Origin of the sequence: Pseudoalteromonas aliena SW19 (assembly GCF_014905615.1) — a bacterium.
In the GTDB taxonomy this organism is placed as follows: domain Bacteria; phylum Pseudomonadota; class Gammaproteobacteria; order Enterobacterales; family Alteromonadaceae; genus Pseudoalteromonas; species Pseudoalteromonas aliena.
In genome coordinates, this window is record NZ_AQGU01000026.1 from 23336 (window position 1) to 45320 (window position 21985).

At 40.7% G+C, this 21985-nt stretch carries 19 protein-coding genes; 4 read left to right on the plus strand and 15 right to left on the minus strand.

What is annotated here, in order from left to right; genetic code table 11:
- Positions 1-3: 3 nt before the first annotated feature.
- The 10 genes from PALI_RS11385 to rpsB all read right to left on the minus strand — a co-directional run bounded on the left by PALI_RS11385 (position 4) and on the right by rpsB (position 10811).
- On the minus strand, positions 4-522 hold the full coding sequence (locus tag PALI_RS11385; RefSeq protein ID WP_077537424.1) for an OmpH family outer membrane protein: 519 nt from the start codon (positions 520-522) through the stop codon (positions 4-6).
- 11 nt (positions 523-533) lie between these two features.
- On the minus strand, positions 534-3005 hold the full coding sequence (bamA, locus tag PALI_RS11390; RefSeq protein ID WP_193155937.1) for an outer membrane protein assembly factor BamA: 2472 nt from the start codon (positions 3003-3005) through the stop codon (positions 534-536).
- A 98-nt stretch (positions 3006-3103) separates the two neighbouring features.
- Positions 3104-4456: a sigma E protease regulator RseP gene (gene rseP, locus PALI_RS11395; protein WP_193155938.1), complete on the minus strand. Its 1353-nt coding sequence runs from the start codon at positions 4454-4456 to the stop codon at positions 3104-3106.
- A gap of 1 nt (position 4457) precedes the next feature.
- Positions 4458-5663, minus strand: coding sequence for a 1-deoxy-D-xylulose-5-phosphate reductoisomerase (gene ispC / locus PALI_RS11400; protein WP_193155939.1), 1206 nt, complete (start codon positions 5661-5663; stop codon positions 4458-4460).
- Positions 5660-6526: a phosphatidate cytidylyltransferase gene (locus PALI_RS11405; protein WP_077537420.1), complete on the minus strand. Its 867-nt coding sequence runs from the start codon at positions 6524-6526 to the stop codon at positions 5660-5662. The genes ispC and PALI_RS11405 overlap by 4 nt, the downstream gene beginning before the upstream one ends.
- 18 nt (positions 6527-6544) lie before the next feature.
- Entirely contained in the window at positions 6545-7324 is a 780-nt protein-coding gene (locus PALI_RS11410) for an isoprenyl transferase (protein ID WP_077537419.1), read from the minus strand.
- Between the two features lie 324 nt (positions 7325-7648).
- The gene (gene frr, locus PALI_RS11415; protein WP_404935935.1) at positions 7649-8170 is read right to left on the minus strand and encodes a ribosome recycling factor; all 522 of its coding nucleotides are present in this window, start codon (positions 8168-8170) and stop codon (positions 7649-7651) included.
- A 49-nt stretch (positions 8171-8219) separates the two neighbouring features.
- Positions 8220-8969: a UMP kinase gene (pyrH, locus tag PALI_RS11420; RefSeq protein WP_077537417.1), complete on the minus strand. Its 750-nt coding sequence runs from the start codon at positions 8967-8969 to the stop codon at positions 8220-8222.
- A 157-nt stretch (positions 8970-9126) separates the two neighbouring features.
- Positions 9127-9978, minus strand: coding sequence for a translation elongation factor Ts (gene tsf / locus PALI_RS11425; RefSeq protein ID WP_008168613.1), 852 nt, complete (start codon positions 9976-9978; stop codon positions 9127-9129).
- Between the two features lie 104 nt (positions 9979-10082).
- Positions 10083-10811 carry a 30S ribosomal protein S2 gene (gene rpsB / locus PALI_RS11430; RefSeq protein ID WP_077537416.1) on the minus strand — a complete coding sequence of 243 codons (729 nt, stop codon included), beginning with the start codon at positions 10809-10811 and terminating at the stop codon, positions 10083-10085.
- 271 nt (positions 10812-11082) lie between these two features.
- Here rpsB and map point away from each other — a divergent pair, with 271 nt between their 5' ends.
- The 4 genes from map to PALI_RS11450 all read left to right on the plus strand — a co-directional run bounded on the left by map (position 11083) and on the right by PALI_RS11450 (position 16618).
- Positions 11083-11868, plus strand: coding sequence for a type I methionyl aminopeptidase (map, locus tag PALI_RS11435; protein WP_193155941.1), 786 nt, complete (start codon positions 11083-11085; stop codon positions 11866-11868).
- Positions 11869-11948: 80 nt separating this feature from the next.
- Positions 11949-14567, plus strand: a complete 2619-nt coding sequence (gene glnD, locus PALI_RS11440; RefSeq protein ID WP_193155942.1) for a [protein-PII] uridylyltransferase — start codon at positions 11949-11951, stop codon at positions 14565-14567.
- 9 nt (positions 14568-14576) lie between these two features.
- On the plus strand, positions 14577-15404 hold the full coding sequence (gene dapD / locus PALI_RS11445; protein WP_138584315.1) for a 2,3,4,5-tetrahydropyridine-2,6-dicarboxylate N-succinyltransferase: 828 nt from the start codon (positions 14577-14579) through the stop codon (positions 15402-15404).
- A gap of 194 nt (positions 15405-15598) precedes the next feature.
- On the plus strand, positions 15599-16618 hold the full coding sequence (locus PALI_RS11450) for a tetratricopeptide repeat protein (RefSeq protein WP_193155943.1): 1020 nt from the start codon (positions 15599-15601) through the stop codon (positions 16616-16618).
- Between the two features lie 127 nt (positions 16619-16745).
- On the opposite strand, the gene PALI_RS11455 is transcribed toward PALI_RS11450, so the two are convergent.
- The 5 genes from PALI_RS11455 to PALI_RS11475 form a co-directional block, all read right to left on the minus strand.
- Positions 16746-17090: a 4a-hydroxytetrahydrobiopterin dehydratase gene (locus PALI_RS11455; RefSeq protein WP_182700777.1), complete on the minus strand. Its 345-nt coding sequence runs from the start codon at positions 17088-17090 to the stop codon at positions 16746-16748.
- A 38-nt stretch (positions 17091-17128) separates the two neighbouring features.
- Positions 17129-17926 carry a phenylalanine 4-monooxygenase gene (phhA, locus tag PALI_RS11460; RefSeq protein ID WP_077537410.1) on the minus strand — a complete coding sequence of 266 codons (798 nt, stop codon included), beginning with the start codon at positions 17924-17926 and terminating at the stop codon, positions 17129-17131.
- A 237-nt stretch (positions 17927-18163) separates the two neighbouring features.
- Positions 18164-19345: a methionine gamma-lyase gene (megL, locus tag PALI_RS11465; protein ID WP_193155944.1), complete on the minus strand. Its 1182-nt coding sequence runs from the start codon at positions 19343-19345 to the stop codon at positions 18164-18166.
- Between the two features lie 149 nt (positions 19346-19494).
- On the minus strand, positions 19495-20520 hold the full coding sequence (locus PALI_RS11470; protein WP_193155945.1) for a TIGR01620 family protein: 1026 nt from the start codon (positions 20518-20520) through the stop codon (positions 19495-19497).
- A complete protein-coding gene (locus PALI_RS11475; RefSeq protein WP_193155946.1) occupies positions 20517-21935 on the minus strand; it encodes a YcjX family GTP-binding protein in 1419 nt (472 codons plus the stop codon). Before PALI_RS11475 ends, PALI_RS11470 begins: the two co-directional genes overlap by 4 nt.
- Between the last annotated feature and the right edge of the window lie 50 nt (positions 21936-21985).

A 21985-nucleotide genomic window follows, 5' to 3' on the forward strand; every position in this document is an offset into this window, starting at 1 on the left:
TGATTATTTCTTGCTAACAGCTGCTACGACTTTATCAGATAAATCAGTTACTTTTTTAGGATTAAAGTAAATAGTTGTATCTTTTACTTTAACTTCATCAAAGTCGCCATCTTTAGCAATTTCTTCAATCGTTGTAATAATTAAACCTTGAACTTTCGCCAGTTCTTGGTTTTGACGTGTTTTTATTTCTTGCTCTAAAGGACGACCTTTTTCGGCAAGGTTTTTTTGCATGCCTTGAATTTTATCGCGCAGTGTATCTTTTTGAGCTTGGCTCATCGTTGTGCTTTCGCGCTTAAACTTCTCAGCTTCAAAACGAATATCGCCTTGTAATTTTTCAAGCTCTTGACGACGCTCTGCGAACTCTGATTGTAATGATTGTTCAATTTTAGCCATTTGAGGAAGCTGCTTGTAGATTTCTTGCATATCTACTATGCCTACTTTATGTGCTAGTGCACTTGCAGAAGTACCCATCATTAACGTTGCTAAAACAGCTACTGCTGTAGATTTAAATAATTTAGTCATAAAAAACTCCTTTAGAAAGTATTACTAATATTAAAACTAATTGTTTTTGTATCGTCATCTTCTTCTTTTTGCAATGGATACGCAAAACTAATCAGCATTGGACCCATCGGGGAGATCCACTGTAGTGATAAACCGGTTGAAATCCTAAAACGCATCGGATCTGAATAATCATCTAGCTTAGCACGCTGATCAACTCCTAAGTTTTGAAAACGATCGACGTTAAATTCAGTATCCCATACGTTTGCAGCGTCAACAAAGAAACTCGTACGAACTGAGCTAGTATTCTCTTCATCTAAGAATGGTGTAGGGACAATTAACTCCATACCAGCCACTGCTTTAGCATTACCACCTATTCGACCTTGCGCTTCTAATACATCAAACTCAGATGCGCCGCCTATACTGCCAGTTGTAACACCATCCGGATCCGGCGTACCTGGAATCAATAGTGGTCTACGAGATACTGCACGTGGTAAGATTGTATTGCGGTCAAAGCCTCGTAATTCCATCTCAGTAATACGGAAATACTCTTGGAATGGCAGAGTTTGATCATAGCCATTTGTTGAACCATAGCCATTACCGTAAGCAAGTGCCGCACGTGTTGAAAACACCCAACGGTGATCGTTTGAAATTGGCCAGTAAAAACGCGAGTCATAGTTCAATTTGAAGTATTGGAGATCTGAGTTAGGCGTTGTTGCTGTTAGGTTCAAAGTTTGACGCGAGCCCGCTGTAGGAAATAACCCACGGTTTACTGTGATGCGAGACCAGCCTACACTTAACTCATATTTAGTAAAGTCAAAGCCCTTATCTGGGTTGTCTTTATCTATGAAAGTTTCACGCAGTACTCGTGTTTGCTCGTATTCAGCAATATCCGACAGTTCTTCTTGTATCCAACGCACCCCAAAGTTGACACGATTAATCGCATCTATAGGGAAACCTATATTTGTGCCAATCCCATAGCTTCTTGATTTGTAATTAATAAGGCTAAATGCACTTGCATCGTAGTTGCTATAAAAAATACTACTACCTTGCGATACACCATCAGGCGTAAAGTATGGGTCTGTGTAAGATAGACTTACGCGTTCAGAGCCCTTAGAGGTATTTATATTAAAACCAATTTGGTTACCAGTACCTAAAAAATTAGATTCTGTCACACCAATATTAAATTGCAGCCCTTGGTAAGAGCCATAAGCAAGACCTGCGTTAAAGCTACCTGCCGACTGTTCTTTAACAGTAAAATCAACGTCAACTTGGTCATCAACACCTGGTACTGGCACAACATTAAAGTCAACTTTTTCCATATAGGCTAAACGCTGAATTTGTAATTTTGAACGCTCTAGGTTTTGATTAGATAACCAAGCACCTTCCAGCTGAGTCATTTCACGGCGCAACACTTCATCTGACGTGTTTTGATTACCGCCTACAATTATACGGCGAACATACACTCGTTTACCTGGATTAACAGACAGTGTTAGCTGTACTTCTTGCTTTTCGTCGTCAATATCTGGAATTGTACGTACTTCAGCATTAGCATAACCAAATCGTGCTAAATAACTCTTAATAAACTCTTCAGAAGACGTAACGACAGAGCCATTATATAACTCTCCAGCTCTCAGTGGAATTACACTTTTAATTAAATCTTCACGGCCAAGTAAGTCACCTATAAAGTCAAAACCTTTGACTGTATATTTAACACCTTCAGTTAAATTAGCTGTAACGTAAACAGACTCACGTTCTGGGCTCACTGATACTTGCGTTGAGTCAATATTAAAACGAAGATACCCACGGTCTAAGTAAAAGCTGCGAATTTTTTCTAAATCGCCTTCAACTGTTTGCTTTTGGTATCGATCGCTGCCCATGAACTGCCACCAAGGCAAGTCTTGCTGAGACTCAGCAAGTTTGAGCAGGTCTTCATTTGAAAAAAGTTCATTACCCACTAGGTTAATTTGGCGAATAGATGCCGCATCACCCTCATCAAACTCTAATTTAAGTTTAACGCGGTTACGTGGTAATTTAGTCACGCTGATATCAACTTTAGCGTTGTATTTACCGATACTGTGAAAAAACTCAACTAAGCCTTTTTCAATGTTATCTATAACAGTCTGATCTAGAGGTTCACCTACACGAATATCTTGCTGACCTAGCGACTCATTGAGCTGCTCGTCTTTTATATCTTTATTGCCTTCAAATTCAATAAAGCTAATAGTTGGACGCTCAGTTACTTTAAAAACAACGTTATTACCATCACGAAGCGCTTTTATATTATCAAAGTGTCCTGAGCGGTAAAGTGACTTTATTGTTTTTGAAATCGTATAGTCATCTACATTATCGCCCACATTGATAGGAATATGCGTTAACGCAGCACCCAGTGCTACACGCTGTAAACCTTCAACTTTTAGATCTTCAACAATAAAGGAGTTTTGGCCTAGGGCTGCAAAACTTGCCCCTAATAAACTTGTCATTGCCAAATGTTTTTTTATAGCCATTTTATTATCTTTATCCTATACAACTGTATTACCGCTTAACACCTCTACTTAGAGATATTTTACAATCGAGTTCTAATTAGTAATTGGTTACGTTGCAACTACAAACGCGATACATCATTGAACAAAGCGAAACATGTTAGAAAAATGAGCAATAAAGCACCCACTTTAAAACCAAACTCTTGTGTCTTTTCAGAGACTGGCTTTTTACGTAAAAGTTCAATTATGTAATACATTAAGTGTCCACCATCAAGCACTGGCAGGGGTAATAAATTGAATACCCCCAAGTTAACGCTTATCAGTGCCAAAAAGCTCAAAAAGGCAACTAAACCATAGCTTACGCTAGTTCCTGCGCCAACTGCAATACCCACTGGACCACTTAAATTTTTAACCGAAACTTGGCCTGTAATTAAATTACCTATCATATCAAAGCTGAGGGTAATCAAACGCCATGTTTCTTGTGTGCCGCGAACAATACTATCGAGCGGACCGTACTGTCTAGTCTCTACATATCCATCAGGCCATTGCTGAACAACAGGCGCTACACCTAAAAAACCTTGCTCAATGCCATTATCATCAATACGAGCTTGAGGGGTTACGATTATTGCTTTTATAGCATCTTGTCTTTTTACACTAAATTGTAAAGATTTGTTAGCCGATTGCGTAATAAGATTAACTAATTGCTGCCAATTGCTTATTGTTTCGCCATCCACAGCCAATATTGTATCGTTAACCTGCAAATTTGCATGTTCTGCCGCTGAACTTTTAGTCACTGCCGCTATCGTTAGTGTGGCTTGTGGCCTAAAGGGCACTATGCCAAGTGAACTTAGTGGTGGCACATCTTGCTGATCTAATTTCCAACCATCTAAATTAAGCGTTTTAACTCTTGGTTGAAGGTTTTCATCTCGAACTGTTACCTCAACACTTTGTCCACCTAAGCTAGACATCAATGCAAATGTAGCGTCTTGCCATGTTGCTATATCATTATCACCAATTTTAATGATTTGTTGGCTTGGCATTATACCCGCTTGTTCTGCGCGACTGCCTTGGGTAACACTGCCAACGACAGGCTTAACGGATTGCACACCCACCATATACATGACGGCTAGTGCAAAAATAGCAAACAAGAAGTTAGCCATGGGGCCTGCGGCAACGATAGCGATACGCGCCTGAACCGATTTTGCATTAAAAGATAAATGCCGTTGACTCTGCGGTACTTCATCAACGCGCTCATCTAGCATCTTTACATAACCACCTAATGGAATAGCGGCAATTACATATTCTGTATCGTATTTATCGCGCCATTTCAATAAAGGCTTTCCAAAACCAATAGAAAAACGCAGTACTTTAACACCCGCCTTACGCGCCACCCAAAAATGACCATACTCATGCACTGTAACTAAAATACCGAGAGCGAGAATAAATGAGCCGAGATTCCAAAAAAAATCAAACATATTAATGCGCCACTTTTGTTATAAATTCTAAAGCGCTAATGCGCGCTAATTTATCGCATTCTAGAATTTCATCTAGGCTTTGCACATTGGTATACGTCGCAGCGTCGAGCGTCTGTTCATTTATTGTATATATATCGGTAAAACCAATTTTACCGTTTAAAAATGCATCTACAGCAATCTCATTTGCTGCATTGACGGTTGTAGTTGCCCCTTGGCCTGAACTACACGCATCAATCGCCAACTGTAAATTCGGGTAACGAGTAAAATCAGGTTTAGTAAACGTAAAATCACAAATATCAGAAAAGTCTAACGGCTTAACGCCTGCATCAATTCGCTCAGGGTATGCTAGCGCATGCGCTATTGGTGTACGCATATCTGGGTTACCCATTTGCGCTAAAATAGAACCATCGTGATATTGCACCATTGAATGGATAATGCTTTGCGGGTGGATAACCACATCAATATCGCTAGCATCACAATTAAATAACCATTTGGCTTCAATAAACTCTAAGCCTTTGTTCATCATAGTGGCTGAATCTACTGATATTTTTTGACCCATAGACCAATTAGGATGCGCTACCGCTTCATTCACAGTGACATTTTTAAGGGTATTGATATCGCGAGTTAAAAATGGGCCACCAGAGCCGGTAAGCAAAATTTTACTTACACCGTGCTGTTGTAAATGTTGATCGCCTTTGGCATTTTGTAATGAAGAAGGAAGACATTGAAAAATAGCATTATGTTCACTATCGATTGGCAGCAGAGTGGCTTTGTGTTGTTTTACTTTATCGATAAACAACTGACCAGACATAACTAATGATTCTTTATTAGCAAGCAACACTTTTTTACCCGCCTCAACGGCACTCAATGTAGGCATTAAGCCCGCAGCACCAACAATTGCCGACAAAACAATATCAACATCAGGATGAGCACATAAATCGCTCATTGCTTGAACTGAGTGCATTACCAAAGTTTGACACTGAGTATTAGCTAAGTATAAAGATAACTGCTCAGCGGCTTGCTGCGTTGCCATAATTGCATACATAGGCTGATGTTCAATACACAACTCAGCCATTTTTTTTGCGTTTTGCCCTGCAGTTAAGGCAAACACATCATATAACTCTTTATTTCGCGATACGACATCAAGTGTACTTAAACCAATTGAACCCGTGGCGCCTAAAATAACCAGTAATTGCCTGTGGCTCATAAACTCAGTGTCCACGCGTAGCACATCACAAACATTGGAGCCGCAGCCGTTAAGCTATCAATTCGGTCTAAAATACCACCATGCCCTGGTAAACAGCTACCGCTGTCTTTAAGGCCCGCTTCGCGTTTAAACATACTTTCAAGCAAATCACCAACTGCAGAAAATAAAGCTATAAATGCTGTCATAATCGCATACACAGGCCAAACAACTAAATCAACATCAGTAAAATGGCAAAATATTAATACAAATATAATTGATGCAACAACACCGCCTGCTAACCCTTCAATTGTTTTGTTTGGGCTTACTTTAGGCATTAGTTTATGCTTACCGAAACTCTTCCCTGTAAAGTATGCACCTACATCAGCACTCCATACAATTCCTAACACAACTAAAATAAGCATAGAGCCAAAATGAGTCGACTCTGTATATTGCGCGCTTCGTAATGTATTAAGTGCAAGCCATAATGGGACAAGCGTTAATAAGCCTGCAATACCGCGCATCACTAAGCCTTCATTCCACGCTTTAGCCATCGATGGGTAACGCCATACTAAATAGCTCGCAACAATCCACCAAGCAAATGCCAGTGTAAATACATAATTTGCATCACCAACAAGTTTACCATTTTGCCATAATGCATCTATTGGCCAATGTAAATTAAGCAGTGCGAGTAACACCCCAACTAAAATAACAAACGCGCCTCTTTTAAGCTTACCGCATAAGCCCATAAAAGCAGACCATTCCCATGCCCCCAATAACACGATTGCACCAGCAAAATAACTAAATAACGTAAGCGGTGTATAAAAAACCAAAGCCAGTGCTAAAGGTGCTAGCACGAGTGAGGTTAAAATTCGTTGTTTTAACAAAATGTGACCCTTATTCTTTTAGTTTTGAGCGAGTAATTGTTTTATTTGTTCGCCCGTACAACCAAAACGTCGCTCTCTGGCAACGTAACATGCAATGGCTTCAGCAAATGCTGCTTCATTAAAATCAGGCCAAAGTGTGTCGGTAAAGTAAAGTTCGGCGTAAGCTGCTTGCCATAGTAAAAAGTTACTAATACGAACATCGCCACCTGTACGAATGAGTAAATCAGGTTCAGCCTGATCTGCCATGCTCATATGCTGCGCTAAACGCTCTTCGGTAATATCGTTTGCATTGAGCTCGCCTTTTGCCACTTGCAAAGCAAGTTGTTTCGCAGCGTTAGCCATATCCCAACGACCACCATAGTTAGCAGCTACATTTAAACACAGCCCCGTATTGTTCTCAGTCAGCTCTTGTGCAGAATATACTTTACTACGCAAGCTCTCCGAGAATCGTGATAAGTCTCCAATAATGATTAGTTTTACATTATTTTTATGAAGCTTTTTCACTTCTTTTGTTAAAACAAACAAAAAGAGCTCCATCAAAGTATTCACTTCGTCTTCAGGGCGGCGCCAGTTTTCACTACTAAAAGCAAATAAGGTTAACGATTGTATCCCTAATTTAGTACAAAACTGAACTGATTGACGCACAGCGTCCACACCTTTTTTATGCCCATATACACGAGGTCTGTTTCTAGCTTGTGCCCAACGTCCATTTCCATCCATGATGATGGCAACGTGTTTAGGTAAACATTGCTGTGAAATTGTATCAGCGTCTAGAGCCATAAATATCGAGTATTCCATAAAAAAACGCCGCCTAGTATACCCCAGACGGCGTTTCAAAACTAATAATTTTAATAGGTCCTGTCGACCTTTCAGGATTGTAATTTGTTCAATTTAGGGGCGACTTAATCGCGGCGCGAGATTTGTAACCTAGTGGACTAAGTAAAAATCGAGTAACAAAGAGTTAATCCCCCCTAGGCAGAACCCTTTGGGCAGCGCGTGTTTGGATTTTATGCGTCGTTATCGCCTAATTATGGGGAATAACCACACTACATAGGCTCTGCCTTGCTTAAAAACCAAACACACTGCTGCAAATTCAACCTCGAAAGATAAACAGGACCTTACTTAGATTTCCATCAATTCAGTTTCTTTTGCTGCTAACAGTGCGTCCATCTCTTTGATAAACTTGTCTGTAAGTTTTTGAATTGCGTCTTCAGCTTGGCGTGCTTCATCTTCCGATATTTCTTTATCTTTTAATAAAGCTTTAAAATCACCGTTTGCATCACGACGAATATTACGAACAGCAACACGGCCACCTTCTACTTCGCCACGTACAATTTTAATTAAATCTTTACGACGTTCCTCGGTCAGTGGAGGAAGTGGCACACGAATAACAGTACCTGCAGACATAGGATTTAAGCCTAAATCTGATGCCATAATTGCTTTTTCAACAGCTTGCGCTAAAGACTTGTCAAATACACCAATAGCCAGTGTGCGAGAGTCTTCAATTGTTACATTAGCAACTTGATTTAAAGGTGTTGGTGCACCGTAGTACGACACCATAATGCCGTCTAAAATTGCAGGGTGAGCACGGCCAGTACGGATTTTAGATAATTGGCTACCTAGTGCTGTTACACTTTTTTGCATGCGCGCTTGCGCGTCTTTTTGAATATCGTTAATCACGGTTTAATCCTAATTATTTGATTATTTCATCTGAGGCTTGTGAAGAAATAAGGGTTCCTTCTTCTTCACCCATAATTACGCGTTTTAACGCGCCTGATTTATTCATGTTAAATACGCTCAACGGCATATTATGATCGCGGGCCAAAGTAAATGCCGCTAAATCCATAACTTTTAATTCTTTTTCAATAATTTCATTGTAGCTTAAGTGGCGATAAAGCGTCGCTTCAGGGTTTTTAACAGGATCATCACTGTAAACACCATCTACTTTGGTTGCTTTAATAACGGTATCTGCTTCAATTTCTATACCACGTAAACACGCCGCAGAATCGGTAGTGAAAAACGGATTACCCGTACCTGCTGCAAAAATAACAACACGGCCCGTTTTTAACAAGCTAATTGCTTCTGCCCAATTATATGCATCACACACACCATTAAGTGGAATAGCCGACATTAAACGGCAGTTAACAAACGCACGATGCAATGCATCACGCATGGCAAGACCATTCATTACGGTTGCAAGCATACCCATATGGTCGCCAACAACACGATTCATACCGGCTTCGGCCAGTGAACCACCACGTAAAAAGTTACCACCGCCTATCACTAAACCCACTTCTACGTCGAGTTCTACTAGCTCTTTAATCTCTTGTGCCATACGGTCTAAAACTTTAGGGTCGATGCCGAAGCCTTCGTCTCCCATTAAAGCTTCACCACTTAATTTAAGAAGAACACGTCTAAAAATAGGTTTGCGATTGATAGTCATAGTATTGGGGCCAACTTTTATTGAATTATGGATAAAAAATAACCGCGCTTATGTTAAACATAAAAGCGCGGTTATTTTAAAGAATTTCTAGCTGTGAAGCAAAACCAAATAGTACTTTAATTGCATCTAATTTCCTTTTGCATCACAAATAGTAATCTTACTTAGCTTTAGCAGCAGCAATTTGAGCAGCAACTTCAGCAGCAAAATCTTCTTCTTTCTTCTCGATACCTTCACCAACTTCTACACGTACGAAGCTAGTAACTGTTGCGTTTTTCTCTTTAAGAATATCGCCAACAGATTTTTTAGGTTCCATGATGAAAGCTTGACCAGTAAGAGAAACCTCACCAGTGAATTTCTTCATACGACCAACAACCATCTTCTCAGCGATTTCAGCAGGCTTGCCTTCGTTCATCGCGATTTCGATTTGTACTTGCTTTTCTTTTTCAACAACATCAGCTGGAACATCTGAAGGTGTTAAGTATTCAGGGCTAGATGCAGCAACGTGCATTGCAACGTGCTTAAGTGTTTCTTCATCAGCAACACCTGCAACAACAACACCGATACGATCGCCATGACGGTACTCAACTAGGTTTTCACCCGTTACGTATTGTAGACGACGTACATTGATGTTTTCGCCAATTTTAGTCACTAGCTCAACACGGTCTTCTTCAAACTTAGCTTGTAAGTCTTCGATAGAGATAGTGTCAGCAATTGCAGCGTCAGCAACTTTATTAGCAAATGCTAAGAAGCTTACGTCTTTTGCAACGAAATCAGTTTGACAGTTAACTTCTACTAGTACTGCAACACCCGCGTTTTGCTTGATGATGATAGTACCTTCAGCAGCAATGTTACCTGCTTTTTTAGCAGCTTTAGCAGCGCCACTTTTACGCATATTTTCAATCGCTAACTCGATGTCGCCATCAGTTTCAGTCAACGCTTTTTTACAATCCATCATGCCAGCGCCTGTGCGCTCGCGTAATTCTTTAACTAGGGCAGTAGTTACAGCCATTAGTAAATCCTCAAATCTGAATTCTGGTTTAGATAAGCGGGTTACCCGCTCTACAAGAATAGCAAGTCTTCACCTTAAAAAGATGAAGACTTGATGACAGCTAATTACTCAGCTTCTACGAAGTCGTCTTTCTCAGCTTGAGCAACGATGTTATTCTCGCGGCCTTCAGTGATAGCAGTAGCAACAGCACTTGTGTAAAGGCTTACTGCACGGATAGCATCATCGTTACCAGGTACGATGAAATCAACACCGTCTGGGTTAGAGTTAGTATCAACGATTGCAACAACTGGAATACCTAGGTTGTTAGCTTCACGGATAGCAATGTGCTCGTGATCAGCATCGATAACGAAAAGCGCGTCTGGAAGACCGCCCATGTTTTTGATACCACCAAGGCTTTTTTCAAGCTTGTCCATTTCGCGGTTAAGCATTAACGTTTCTTTCTTAGTTAATTTCTCGAAAGTTCCGTCTTGGCTTTGGATTTCAAGGTCTTTAAGACGCTTGATTGATTGACGAACTGTTTTCCAGTTAGTCAACATACCACCTAACCAACGGTGATTTACGTAATACTGGTCGCTCGCGATAGCTGCTTCTTTAACTGCTTCGCTTGCTGCGCGCTTAGTACCAACGAAAAGAACTTTACCTTTGTTTGCTGCAGCACCAGTTAAAAACTTAAGTGCGTTGTTGAACATTGGTACAGTTTGCTCAAGGTTGATGATATGTACACGGTTACGTGTGCCGAAGATGAAAGGCTTCATCTTAGGATTCCAGTAACGTGCTTGGTGACCAAAGTGAACACCAGCTTGAAGCATATCGCGCATTGAAACGTTTGCCATTTTATAGATCCTCTATAGTTGTTTAGGGTTAGGCCTCCACATATCCCATAGCACCAACACCGAAGTAATTAAACTTCAAATGCACCCAAGTGTATGTGACGATACGTGTGTGTGTTAAAATCAAATTGTGTTTGCCTTAAATACAAAAAATCATTTAAGAATTTATTTGTAAAAAGACGGCGCGCTTTATACCATATTAAAAACAAATACTCAACATCGCGTGCAAAAATTATGCAGCGATAAATGTTAAAAACTCAACTTTGGAGCCTCAATGAGCGCTATTATCAAGACCCCTGAAGAAATAGAGAAAATGCGTGTAGCTGGGCGCTTAGCAGCCGATGTACTCGAAATGATCGGCCCACATGTAGTGCCAGGAATTACCACCGATGAGCTAAATACAATTTGTCATGATTATATTGTTAATGTGCAACAAGCAATCCCTGCTCCATTAAATTATCATGGCTTTCCAAAATCAGTTTGTACGTCAGTTAATCATGTTATTTGTCACGGAATTCCAAATGACAAAGCATTAAAAGATGGCGATAGCGTAAATATTGACGTAACAGTCATTAAAGATGGCTACCACGGCGACACATCTAAAATGTTTCACGTTGGTACACCCAACATTCAAGGCAAACGTCTTGCAGAAGTAACCCAAGAAAGCTTATATCTGGCAATTAAAATGGTAAAACCAGGTGTGCGTTTAGGTGATATTGGCGAAGCAATTCAAAAATATGCAGAGGGCTTTAATTACTCAATTGTCCGTGAATATTGTGGCCACGGTATTGGTGCAGGATTTCATGAAGAACCACAAATAATGCATTACGGCAAAGCCGGTACTGGTGAAGCCTTAAAAGCAGGTATGTGTTTAACTATTGAACCTATGGTGAATGCAGGTAAACGTCAATGTAAGCTTCTTAAAGATGATTGGACTGTAGTAACACGCGACCGTAGTTTGTCAGCGCAGTGGGAACATACTTTATTAGTGACTGAAAATGGTGTTGAAATTTTAACGCTACGATCAGATGATACAATCGACAGGATCATAGAACACTAATAATAAGGGCATGTGACTTTTTAGATTTAACGAATTTTAATTCTAAAAGTTAATGCGTCCAATAACAGGAGCCAGCCCACGTGGCATTACCCAACAAAGTAAAGAAGTTGCTTAGCGATGCTGAGCAACTGAGTGATTATCGCGATTGTTCTAGCTATTTTTATAAATGGTTACATAACGAATTTTCGAAACAACCCGTTGGGAATTTAATTAATGCTCGGGCTGAGTTTATTGACCGCCTACTCATTAAACTATTCCATGTTTATGATTTAGCACACGAACCTGACCTTGCACTAATTGCTGTTGGTGGCTATGGGCGCGGCGAGCTGCACCCTTACTCAGACATCGATTTTTTATTGCTTGTTACTCAACAACCAAGCGAAAATGTTTGCGAGAAAATTGGCCAGTTTGTCACCATGCTGTGGGACCTCAATTTAGAGATAGGGCATAGCGTGCGTACTATAGAGCAAGCTATTGAACAAAAGCGTGAAGACGTCACCTTTGCTACCAGCTTGCTCGAAAGCCGCCTTATTTTTGGTAATCATATTGAGTTTGAAAAACTCAAAACATTTGTACTTGAAACGCCAGTTTGGGGCTCTAGTGACTTTTTTGTTGCCAAAGTGCAAGAACAAAATTTACGCCATAGAAAATGCCACGGCACGGCCTATAACCTTGAACCAAATATCAAAGAAAACCCTGGCGGCCTTCGCGATTTACAAACTATTATTTGGGTTGCCAAAAAACACTTTAGAGCCGAGACCCTGCAAGAGCTTATAAATCATGGCTACCTTACTCACGAAGAGTTTCAAGAGCTCTCAGAGTGCAGAGAAAATCTGTGGAATATTCGTTTTGCGCTGCATTTAGCCGCTGAACGTTCTGAGAATCGCTTATTATTCGATCATCAGCCGCAAGCCGCTGAAATACTGGGTTTTGGTAGCGATGGTAAAGCATCAGTTGAGCGTATGATGAAACGCTTATTTAGAATAATGAGTCGTGTACGTGAATTAAATCAAATGTTGCTTTCATACTTTGAGCAAAGTATCAGCCCTCAAAATAGTGAAAACCAAGCAGTAGAGCTCGACAGAAACTTTGAACAAATAGGCCATCAAATAAGAGTAAAAGATCCATCCGTATTCTTTAGGCGCGATCAGCTGTTTGTTTTATTCGAGCACATAGCTGACAACCCAGAAATTACTCATATTTACCCAAGCACTATCCGAACTATTCGCCAAGTTCGCCGTCGTTTATTGGGAGACTTACAAGACTACGCGGCCTGTCGTGAAGCCTTTTTACGTCTCGTTAAGCATCCTAACGGTATGGGCCGCGCATTTACGCTCATGCACAAGCATGGCATGCTTGCCGCCTACTTACCCCAGTGGCGTAATATATTTGGACAAATGCAATTTGATTTATTTCATGCATATACAGTAGATGAACATACCCATAAGCTAATCAAAAATATTTACCAATACTTTGATAAAACCGGTATTAGCGAGTTTCCTATTTGCAGTGAAATAGTCACTCGAATGGACAAGCCAGAGCTGCTTTATTTAGCGGGTATTTTTCATGATATAGCAAAAGGGCGTGGTGGCGATCACTCAGAACTTGGTGCCGTTGATGCTATTGCATTTGCTAAACTACATGGCTTTTCATCGGCTGATGCAAAGTTAATTGCATGGCTTGTAAGTAATCATTTACTTATGTCGGTTACCGCGCAACGTAAAGATATTAACGATCCAGGTGTTATTAAAGATTTTGCTACGCGGATAAAAACAGAGCGTCAACTCGACTATTTATATTGTTTAACCGTTGCAGATATACGTGCAACCAACGACAACTTATGGAATGATTGGAAAAACACCCTGCTGCGTGAGCTTTACCTACATACACAACGGGCGTTACGTTTAGGGCTTGAAAACCCAATGGACCAACGCGACCAAATTCGCGATAAAAAACACCAAGCTAAACAGCGCCTTCTTAACTTAGGTTATCAAGAAGAAAAGATTGATTTAATTTGGAGCCGTTTTAAAGCGAATTATTATACCGCTTTTAGTGAACAACAAATATCGTGGCAAAGTGAGCACTTGTTAAGTAGTACTGATTTAAGCCAACCGAGTGTTATTGTGTCAAATAAGGCAATGCATGGCGGGACGCAAGTGTTTGTATACAGCCCTTATTCTAGCGTATTATTTGCTCGTTTAGTCAGTGTGATTGGCTCTAAAAAAGCGCAAATACAACACGCACAAGTTCTAACCACTAAAGATGGCTATGTACTGTTTAGCTTTGTAATACTAGAAGTAAATGGTCAACCTATCGCCAGCGGCCGTGCGCAATCAATTAAACGAGGGCTTGAACAAGCACTTAACGATCCACGTAAAAAAATACGTTTTAAAAAGAACCGTTCACAACGCTTTAAAGACTTTAATATAAAACCTAAAATCATTCTGCGCCCACATGCACGTAAAGACCGCAGTTTAATAGAAATTCAAGCGGTCGATATACAAGGTTTGTTAACCAAAATAGCCGAAGTTTTCCAAGCGCATTTATTACATATTCACGCTGCTCGTATAACAACAGTAGGTGAACGTGCTGAAGATTTCTTTGTTGTATCTAATAACGAATACCAAGCGCTGACCGATGAAGAGCAAGCAAAAATTCATCAGGCATTACGTAAAAAATTCAACGCCGAAACAGAATAGAGGACACACATGTCAGATTTAAAAACGATGATCGAAAACGCATGGGACAACCGCGATAGCATTAGCCCAAGCACCGTATCTAGCGATGTAAAACAAGCTATTATTGATGCACTCGATTTACTTGATAGCGGCGCAGCACGCGTTGCTGAAAAAATATCGGGGGAATGGGTTGTACACCAGTGGCTTAAAAAAGCCGTGTTACTGTCGTTTCGTATTCGCGACAACCAACCAATGAACGACGGCGTAAACCAGTTTTACGACAAAGTACCGCTTAAATTTAGCGACTATACACCGGAGCAGTTTCAGCAAGGCGGTATGCGCGTAGTACCCAATGCGGTAGCACGTAAAGGCAGCTTTGTAGGTAAAAACGTCGTACTTATGCCATCGTATGTAAACATTGGTGCCTACGTTGACGACGGCACCATGGTTGATACATGGGCGACTGTAGGCTCGTGTGCACAAATTGGTAAGAACGTACATTTATCTGGTGGCGTAGGCATAGGTGGCGTTTTAGAGCCTCTACAAGCTAACCCAACTATCATTGAAGACAACTGTTTTATTGGCGCACGTTCTGAAATTGTTGAAGGCGTAATTGTTGAAGAAGGCGCAGTAATTTCAATGGGCGTTTACATCAGCCAAAGCACCCGTATTTACGACCGTGAAACGGGTGAAATTCACTACGGCCGCGTACCAGCTGGCGCCGTAGTTGTCCCTGGCGCACTACCATCAAAAGATGGTACGCATAGTCTTTACGCTGCAATTATCGTGAAAAAAGTAGATCAGCAAACACGCGAAAAAGTAGGCATCAACGCCCTACTACGCTCAATTGATGAGTAAATAATAATTTTTAGCTTATCTAAAGCACCTGTTTAACGAATAAACGGTGCTAAATTAGCAAATTAAAAAAAGCCCTGAGTTTTAAACTTGGGGCTTTTTGCATCTATGTATAACTTTTTAGCTATCAAGTGTATTTATACGCTTTGGTTTGTTAAGCTTATGTAAAGCTATGTCATTACCGAGCAGAGGTTAAGTTGTTACGGCTATCCAGTGTTTTCTTTTGTTTATTACTAAACGTTCAGCAAGTATTTGCAGAAGACTTTAGTGGCTTCAAAAATAAGTTAGACTTAGCTGAAGATTATCTAGTTGTTAGTCCATCCCGCTCTATCACTATTCTTGAAAGCCTTGATAATTTAGATAATGCTCCCCCTGAGCTGTTTATTCGTTGGCACCAAATTTACGCACGGACAGCCGTTTATACTAGTCACTATGATCAGCTTCACAAATCTTTAGAAGCTATTTTTAAACATCATAAAACGGCTTACTTTCAACAAAACATGACCTCTATTATGAGTGCTTTAGGAATATGGCTACGCCACGCTGGATACTTCAATGATGCAGAACTCGCGTTTGAATGCAGCTATAAATACGCCAAAAATGACCGTCAACGCCTAACACTTATCAACAGTATAGCTATTGTGGCCAGTTCAAAAGGTGACTATATAAAAGCGCGTAATTTATATATTGATAACCACAAAATTGCCTTAGATCTAAATTTATCAAATGTGGCTGCCCTTATAGAAAGTAATTTAGGGTATTTAGCCCTTTACGAAGGTAACACCGCTGACGCGGAATCATGGCTGCGCAAAGCATTTATTAATTACCAAAAAATCAACAAGCGGGCTGGACAGGTTTCTGCGGGACTTAATTTGCTTATGGTATTTTTAATTCAAGAGAATGTAGTTAACTTTGAAAGATTACACGAACCCACATCAACACTCACCCATGCATTTCCAAATGAAGCAAAAAAAGCACTGCTCTTATGGTTAGAAGCAGGTTACAAAAAGCTAACAGGCGGATACATGAGCCGTAACGAAAAAGAGCAACTACAGGTTGCGTATAAACAGTTAGAAAGCGATAAAATAAAAATGCTCGTGCACAATCATTTAGCAAAAAAACTAGAGATGAGCCTAGATCTGCCCACTACTCCAACCCCAAAACGCTTTTCCAGCACTTGGTTTAATTTAGTTAAAACATGTAACTGGGAAATTTAAACTGCGTTAAGCCCTGTTCAAGTAATAAAGTTCAGCACAAAATTAGACAACAATATTTGATTATATACTTAAAGTAAAAAGGCACTTAAAAAGTACCTTTGTTGGTTTACTCAATTAATATTTTTTATTACAGCGCGTTAAATACGTCGTCTGTTTTAGCTGCGCAAATAAAGTCGTTTTTGTGTAGGCCTTTAATTGAATGGCTCCACCACGTAACGGTTACTTTGCCCCACTCGGTTAATAAACCTGGGTGATGGCCTTCGTCTTCTGCCATGTCGCCTACTTTGTTAGTAAACGCGATAGCCTGTTTAAAGTTTTTAAATTTATAAACACGCTCAAGCTGCATAATGCCGTTGCGTACTTCTGGTACCCAGTCTGGGATATTAGTAATTAATTGCGCTAACTCTTCGTCAGATACCTTTGGCGCATCTACATGACAGGCTTCGCATTTTTGTGCACTTAATGAAGACATTCTAAATCCTTACTTTTTAGCTTTTTGAGCATTAATGTTTAACTGGCTAATTTTTCTTTTGGTGGAAATTTTGGGTCGTGCAAACCAAGCTCTTTAGCTTGCTCAACCAAAGTCATAATATCCATTTGCGATATATCAAACAGATCATGAATCGAATTTATGGTGTAGTACTGTGGTTGCATAATATCAATACGGTACGGAGTACGCAGTACATCAAGCACATTCATTGGGCTGATTTCTGGAGTATTCGAGTATACGTACTGAGTTTCACCTGGGCTTGATAAAATACCGCCGCCGTAAATACGCAGGCCGTCTTCGGTTTGCATTAAACCAAATTCAACCGTAAACCAGTATATACGCGCAAGGTATACACGGTCTTTTTTCTGCGCTGCGTAACCTAATTGCCCGTACTTATGCGTAAACTCGGCAAAGTCAGGGTTAGTTAGCATGGCGCAATGGCCAAATATTTCATGAAAAATATCTGGCTCTTGTAGGTAGTCAAATTCTTCGCGGCTACGAATAAATGTAGCTACCGGAAACTGCTTGTTTGCCAGTAATCTAAAGAACTCATCAAAGTCGATAAGCGCAGGTACTGGTGCAACTTGCCAACCGGTAGTGGCGAGTAATACGTCGTTTAGTTCGCTTAACTGCGGAATACGATCGTGTGGCAGGTTAATCTTTTTTAACCCTTGCATATACTCGTTGCAGGCTTTTCCTTCAATACATGCAAGTTGGCGTGCTACAAGCTCAGACCAAATTTTATTTTCTTCATCACTCCAATGTATAACACCATTTTCATCGGGTGTTTTAGATGTGTATTTACTTGCTTTAGCCATAAGTACCTTCTTGGGTGTGAGCCCTAAATCGGTGTCAGTGTGATACTCAAACCTATTGAATATCGAATGACCCCATACTATGCAAAAGTGAAGAAAAGTTTAATAGATAGGCTAACATCAGTATTTGTCGCGATCACTTAAATCGTAAAGTTAAAATTACACCTTTGGCACATTAAAAATACAGACCTTTAAATAAAGGCCTGCAGCTTACCTTTACATGTACACAATTAAATACGCCTAACCAATTTTAGTAAAAGCTTGGTCTAAATCACTAATAATGTCGTTAACATCTTCAAGCCCAACCGAGAGTCTGATCAGCCCATCACTTATTCCAGCAGCGGCTCGCTCCTCTGGCGTATAAGGCGAGTGAGTCATAGATGCAGGATGCTGAATCAGTGTTTCAGCGTCGCCGAGGCTTACTGCAAGTGTACAAAGTTTCATACTATCAATAAATTGTGCGCCATCTTGTAGCGTGCCTTTTATTTCAAATGCAATAACACCACCAGCGGCTTTCATTTGGTTACCAATAAACTTATAACCTGGGTGCGATTTAAGCCCTGGGTAATATACGGTGCTTACTTGTGGGTGCGCGTCTAGATATTCGGCTATTGTTTGTGCGCTTTGACAATGGCGCTCTATTCTAATGGCGAGTGTTTTTAGACCTCGATTAATTAGCCATGCATCGTGCGGGCTTATGGTTGCACCAATGTCTTTTAGTACCGTCATTTTAATGTGTGTTATGTGCTCAAGCGATCCACATACAATACCGGCGACTACGTCTCCGTGGCCGTTTAAGTACTTGGTCGCACTATGCATTATAATGTCGATACCGTATTTTTTAGGCGATTGCAGTAACGGCGTTAAAAAGGTGTTGTCGACCACACTAATTAAACTGTGCTCTTTAGCAACTGCGCCAATGAGTGCCAAATCAATAACCGCCATAGTGGGGTTGATTGGCGTTTCTACAAATATCATTTTTGAATTAGGTTTGATGGCAGCGCGTAGTTCGTCCTCGTTGGTCATATCAACAAAGGTGACTTCAATTCCCCAGCGCGGCAACATGTGCGAGAAAAACGCAAAGGTACAACCATATAAAGCACTTGAGGCAACAAGGTGATCTCCCTGCGATAAAAAGCTCAGTACTGAAGCGGACACAGCGCCCATACCCGTGGCAGTTGCCGCAGCTGCTTCACACCCCTCTAGTTGGGCAACTTTCTGCTCAAGCTCTGTGGTTGTAGGGTTTCCTAGACGCGTATAAATATAGCCTGGTTCGTCGCCTGCAAAACGCGCTGCACCTTGTGCGGCATTTTCAAAATGAAAAGTAGAGGTTTGATACAAAGGAGAAGTGAGTGCGCCGTGAGGATCGTTTGCTTTTTGTGGTCCGTGAATACATTGGGTGTTTATATGATGCTTGCTCATTGTAGGCTCATTTTTTGATTATTATGTTTTTGCGATTCAACAATCAAAACGTATGCGCTTACAAACAGCAAGCATGCCGGATGCTCAGATGGCTATTTGTGTAAAAACCGTGCAGCGCACGTTTGTACACAAATATTGCCACTGCTAATCTAATGTGTTGGTTCAGCCTTTTTACGGCCCATAATTTTACTTCCGATGCTTTGCACAGTGCCTTTTAACAAGCTGCGCTTATTTTCAAGCCGCGGTAATGGGCGACTAAGCTCCATTGCTTTGTAACCAATACGCGCAGTAAAAATACCGGCGCTTACGCCCTGCGCAGCCCGACCCGAAAGTTTACCTAGTAGCTCTGCGCTCAGTGCCGTAGCTGCAAGGTCAGATACAAGCTCAGCACTGCCAACAAACATCACCTGCCTTATTAGCATACGGTATAACTTTATACGGCTCGCGTAGCCAAAACCAATGCCATAAATTTTACCAATTTGTTCTATTAATTTAGTCCCGCGCCAAAGCACGGCCATCATATCCACCAGCGCAAGTGGGCTTAGAGCAACTAGCAGTGCAGATTCAGTCGCAAAACGATTTATAAGCTTTTTGGCTTTGGTATCTTGAGTTATTAATAGACTATTGGCATACAGCGTCATTATTTCTTTGTCGCTGTGATGCATCGCTACTTGGTTTTTAAAAGTTTCAAAATTATCGAGTTGCTGATGCTTATTAAGCTTTTCAAGCCAAGGGAGTGCACCACCTACTTGCTCGCTGTTTAAAAGCCTGTCGGCTTCAACTCGGTGTAGTTGGTTACGCTTTAAACTGCGCAGCATTCGATACTCTCGCCACAATAAGCGCCCTATTAGCAGCACGCCACTTACAACCGCAGTTAAATAAATACTCCCTAAAATAATTGACTGCTCGAAAGCAAATACTAACGAGTACGCAAACTCTAAAAGCACCAGTACTATAAAACTAATAGCAAAAACACCTTTAAGCGTTTGCCACTTTGACTTTTTATACACAGGTTCCAAATCTATTGCTGGCTCTAGTGCTTCATCTTCAAGTTCTTCGTAATCACTTTGCCCGCGCTGAATAATTTTTGCAGGTGCTAAAACGGGCTCCTTTTGCTCAGTGCTTTGCGTATCTATACGACGCCCTGCTTGAAACTGTTGGTTTGACTCACTCATGTTAATTTGTCTCCTAGCAGGTACTGCATGACATGATCTAATCGAATGTGTTTTAGTTGTTTATCAGGGCTCGGCATTGGCGAGAATGATAAAAACTCAAACCCTTGTGCTGGCCACTCACGTTTATTGAGCATTCGCGTGGGTGGTTGCGGTGGTAAATACGTAAGCCAATCAGGCTCGTTTAACGATTTGCCATAAATGCAATCAAGCGTTTGGCCTTTGTCGGTAATTTGGCGTGGCTGCGTGGCTGCAATTGACGACATTGCCATGGTTTCTATTTGTACGCCATCAAACTTTAAATGATTACTTTGCTCATGCACGAGCGAATCAAGTAGCAGTGCTAAGTCTTTATGGTACTTTGCACTTATATGGTCCGACTTATTAGCTGCAAACAATATTTTGTCTATGTTTGGTTTAAATAAACGTTTAAAAAAGCCTGATTCGCCATAATTAAAGTGCGCGAGTAATTGATTTATTACACTGCTTTGTTCTTGCAGGGTTTCATGTCCTTCGTTTAATGCACTAAGTACATCTACAAGTACAATTTGTCGATCAAAGTGCCTAAAATGCTCATTATAAAATGGTTTTACAACTTCTTTAATATAGGCGTTAAAGCGTTTAATTAAATGCGCTAAATTAGAACCTGCAACAACATCGTCACTATTTATCTCACCCGATACCGGAAAAAACAATAACAATGGCGCGCCTTGTAAATCACCTGGCATAAGCATTCGCCCAGGTTGTAGCATGGCAAGTTTAGTGTCTTTTTTAAGCCCTACCAACATGCTTTGATAAAGCTGAGCAATATGAGCAAGTGCGTTTTCATCTACAGGTGCGTTTAAGTCAAGTTGCTCAACGGCCATTAAAAAATCACTTGATGCGTTTACGCGCGAAGGCTGAGTTAATAACGGATATTGCTGCTCGCACCATTGAGAATAGCTTTGCTCAAGCATAGGTAAATCAAGGAGCCATTCACCCGGGTAGTCAATAATATCTAAATAAAGCGTTGATTGCGGCGAAAAGTGCCCACGCAGCCCCGCATTACTTTGGTACTTTATTGCCAAGCGTAGTGTATTAATACGCTCGGTTGATGCAGGCCATGAGGGATCGCCATCGCTGGGTAATAATGAATTTAACGCGCGGGTATAATTAAATGTAGGGACTTTTAACGCTTCTTGTGGCACAACTTTAGTGGCAACGTGGCGATGCTCACGCATTACATCAAAAAAAGGTAAATTTTTATCGTCCGCTTGGGTTGTTAAGTGTTTAACAAGCGCGGTAATAAACGCTGTTTTACCGCTGCCACTTAGGCCCGTTACGGCCAGCTTTACGTGCTGATCTAAACTACGATGAAGGGCTTTTTGTGCTTTGCCTTTAATGCTTTTAAAGGTCTTTTTTGCAAATGATTGGCTCATAAAGTGTCTTGCACCTAATTTGCCGTAATTTATCACGCTGCAAATAAGGT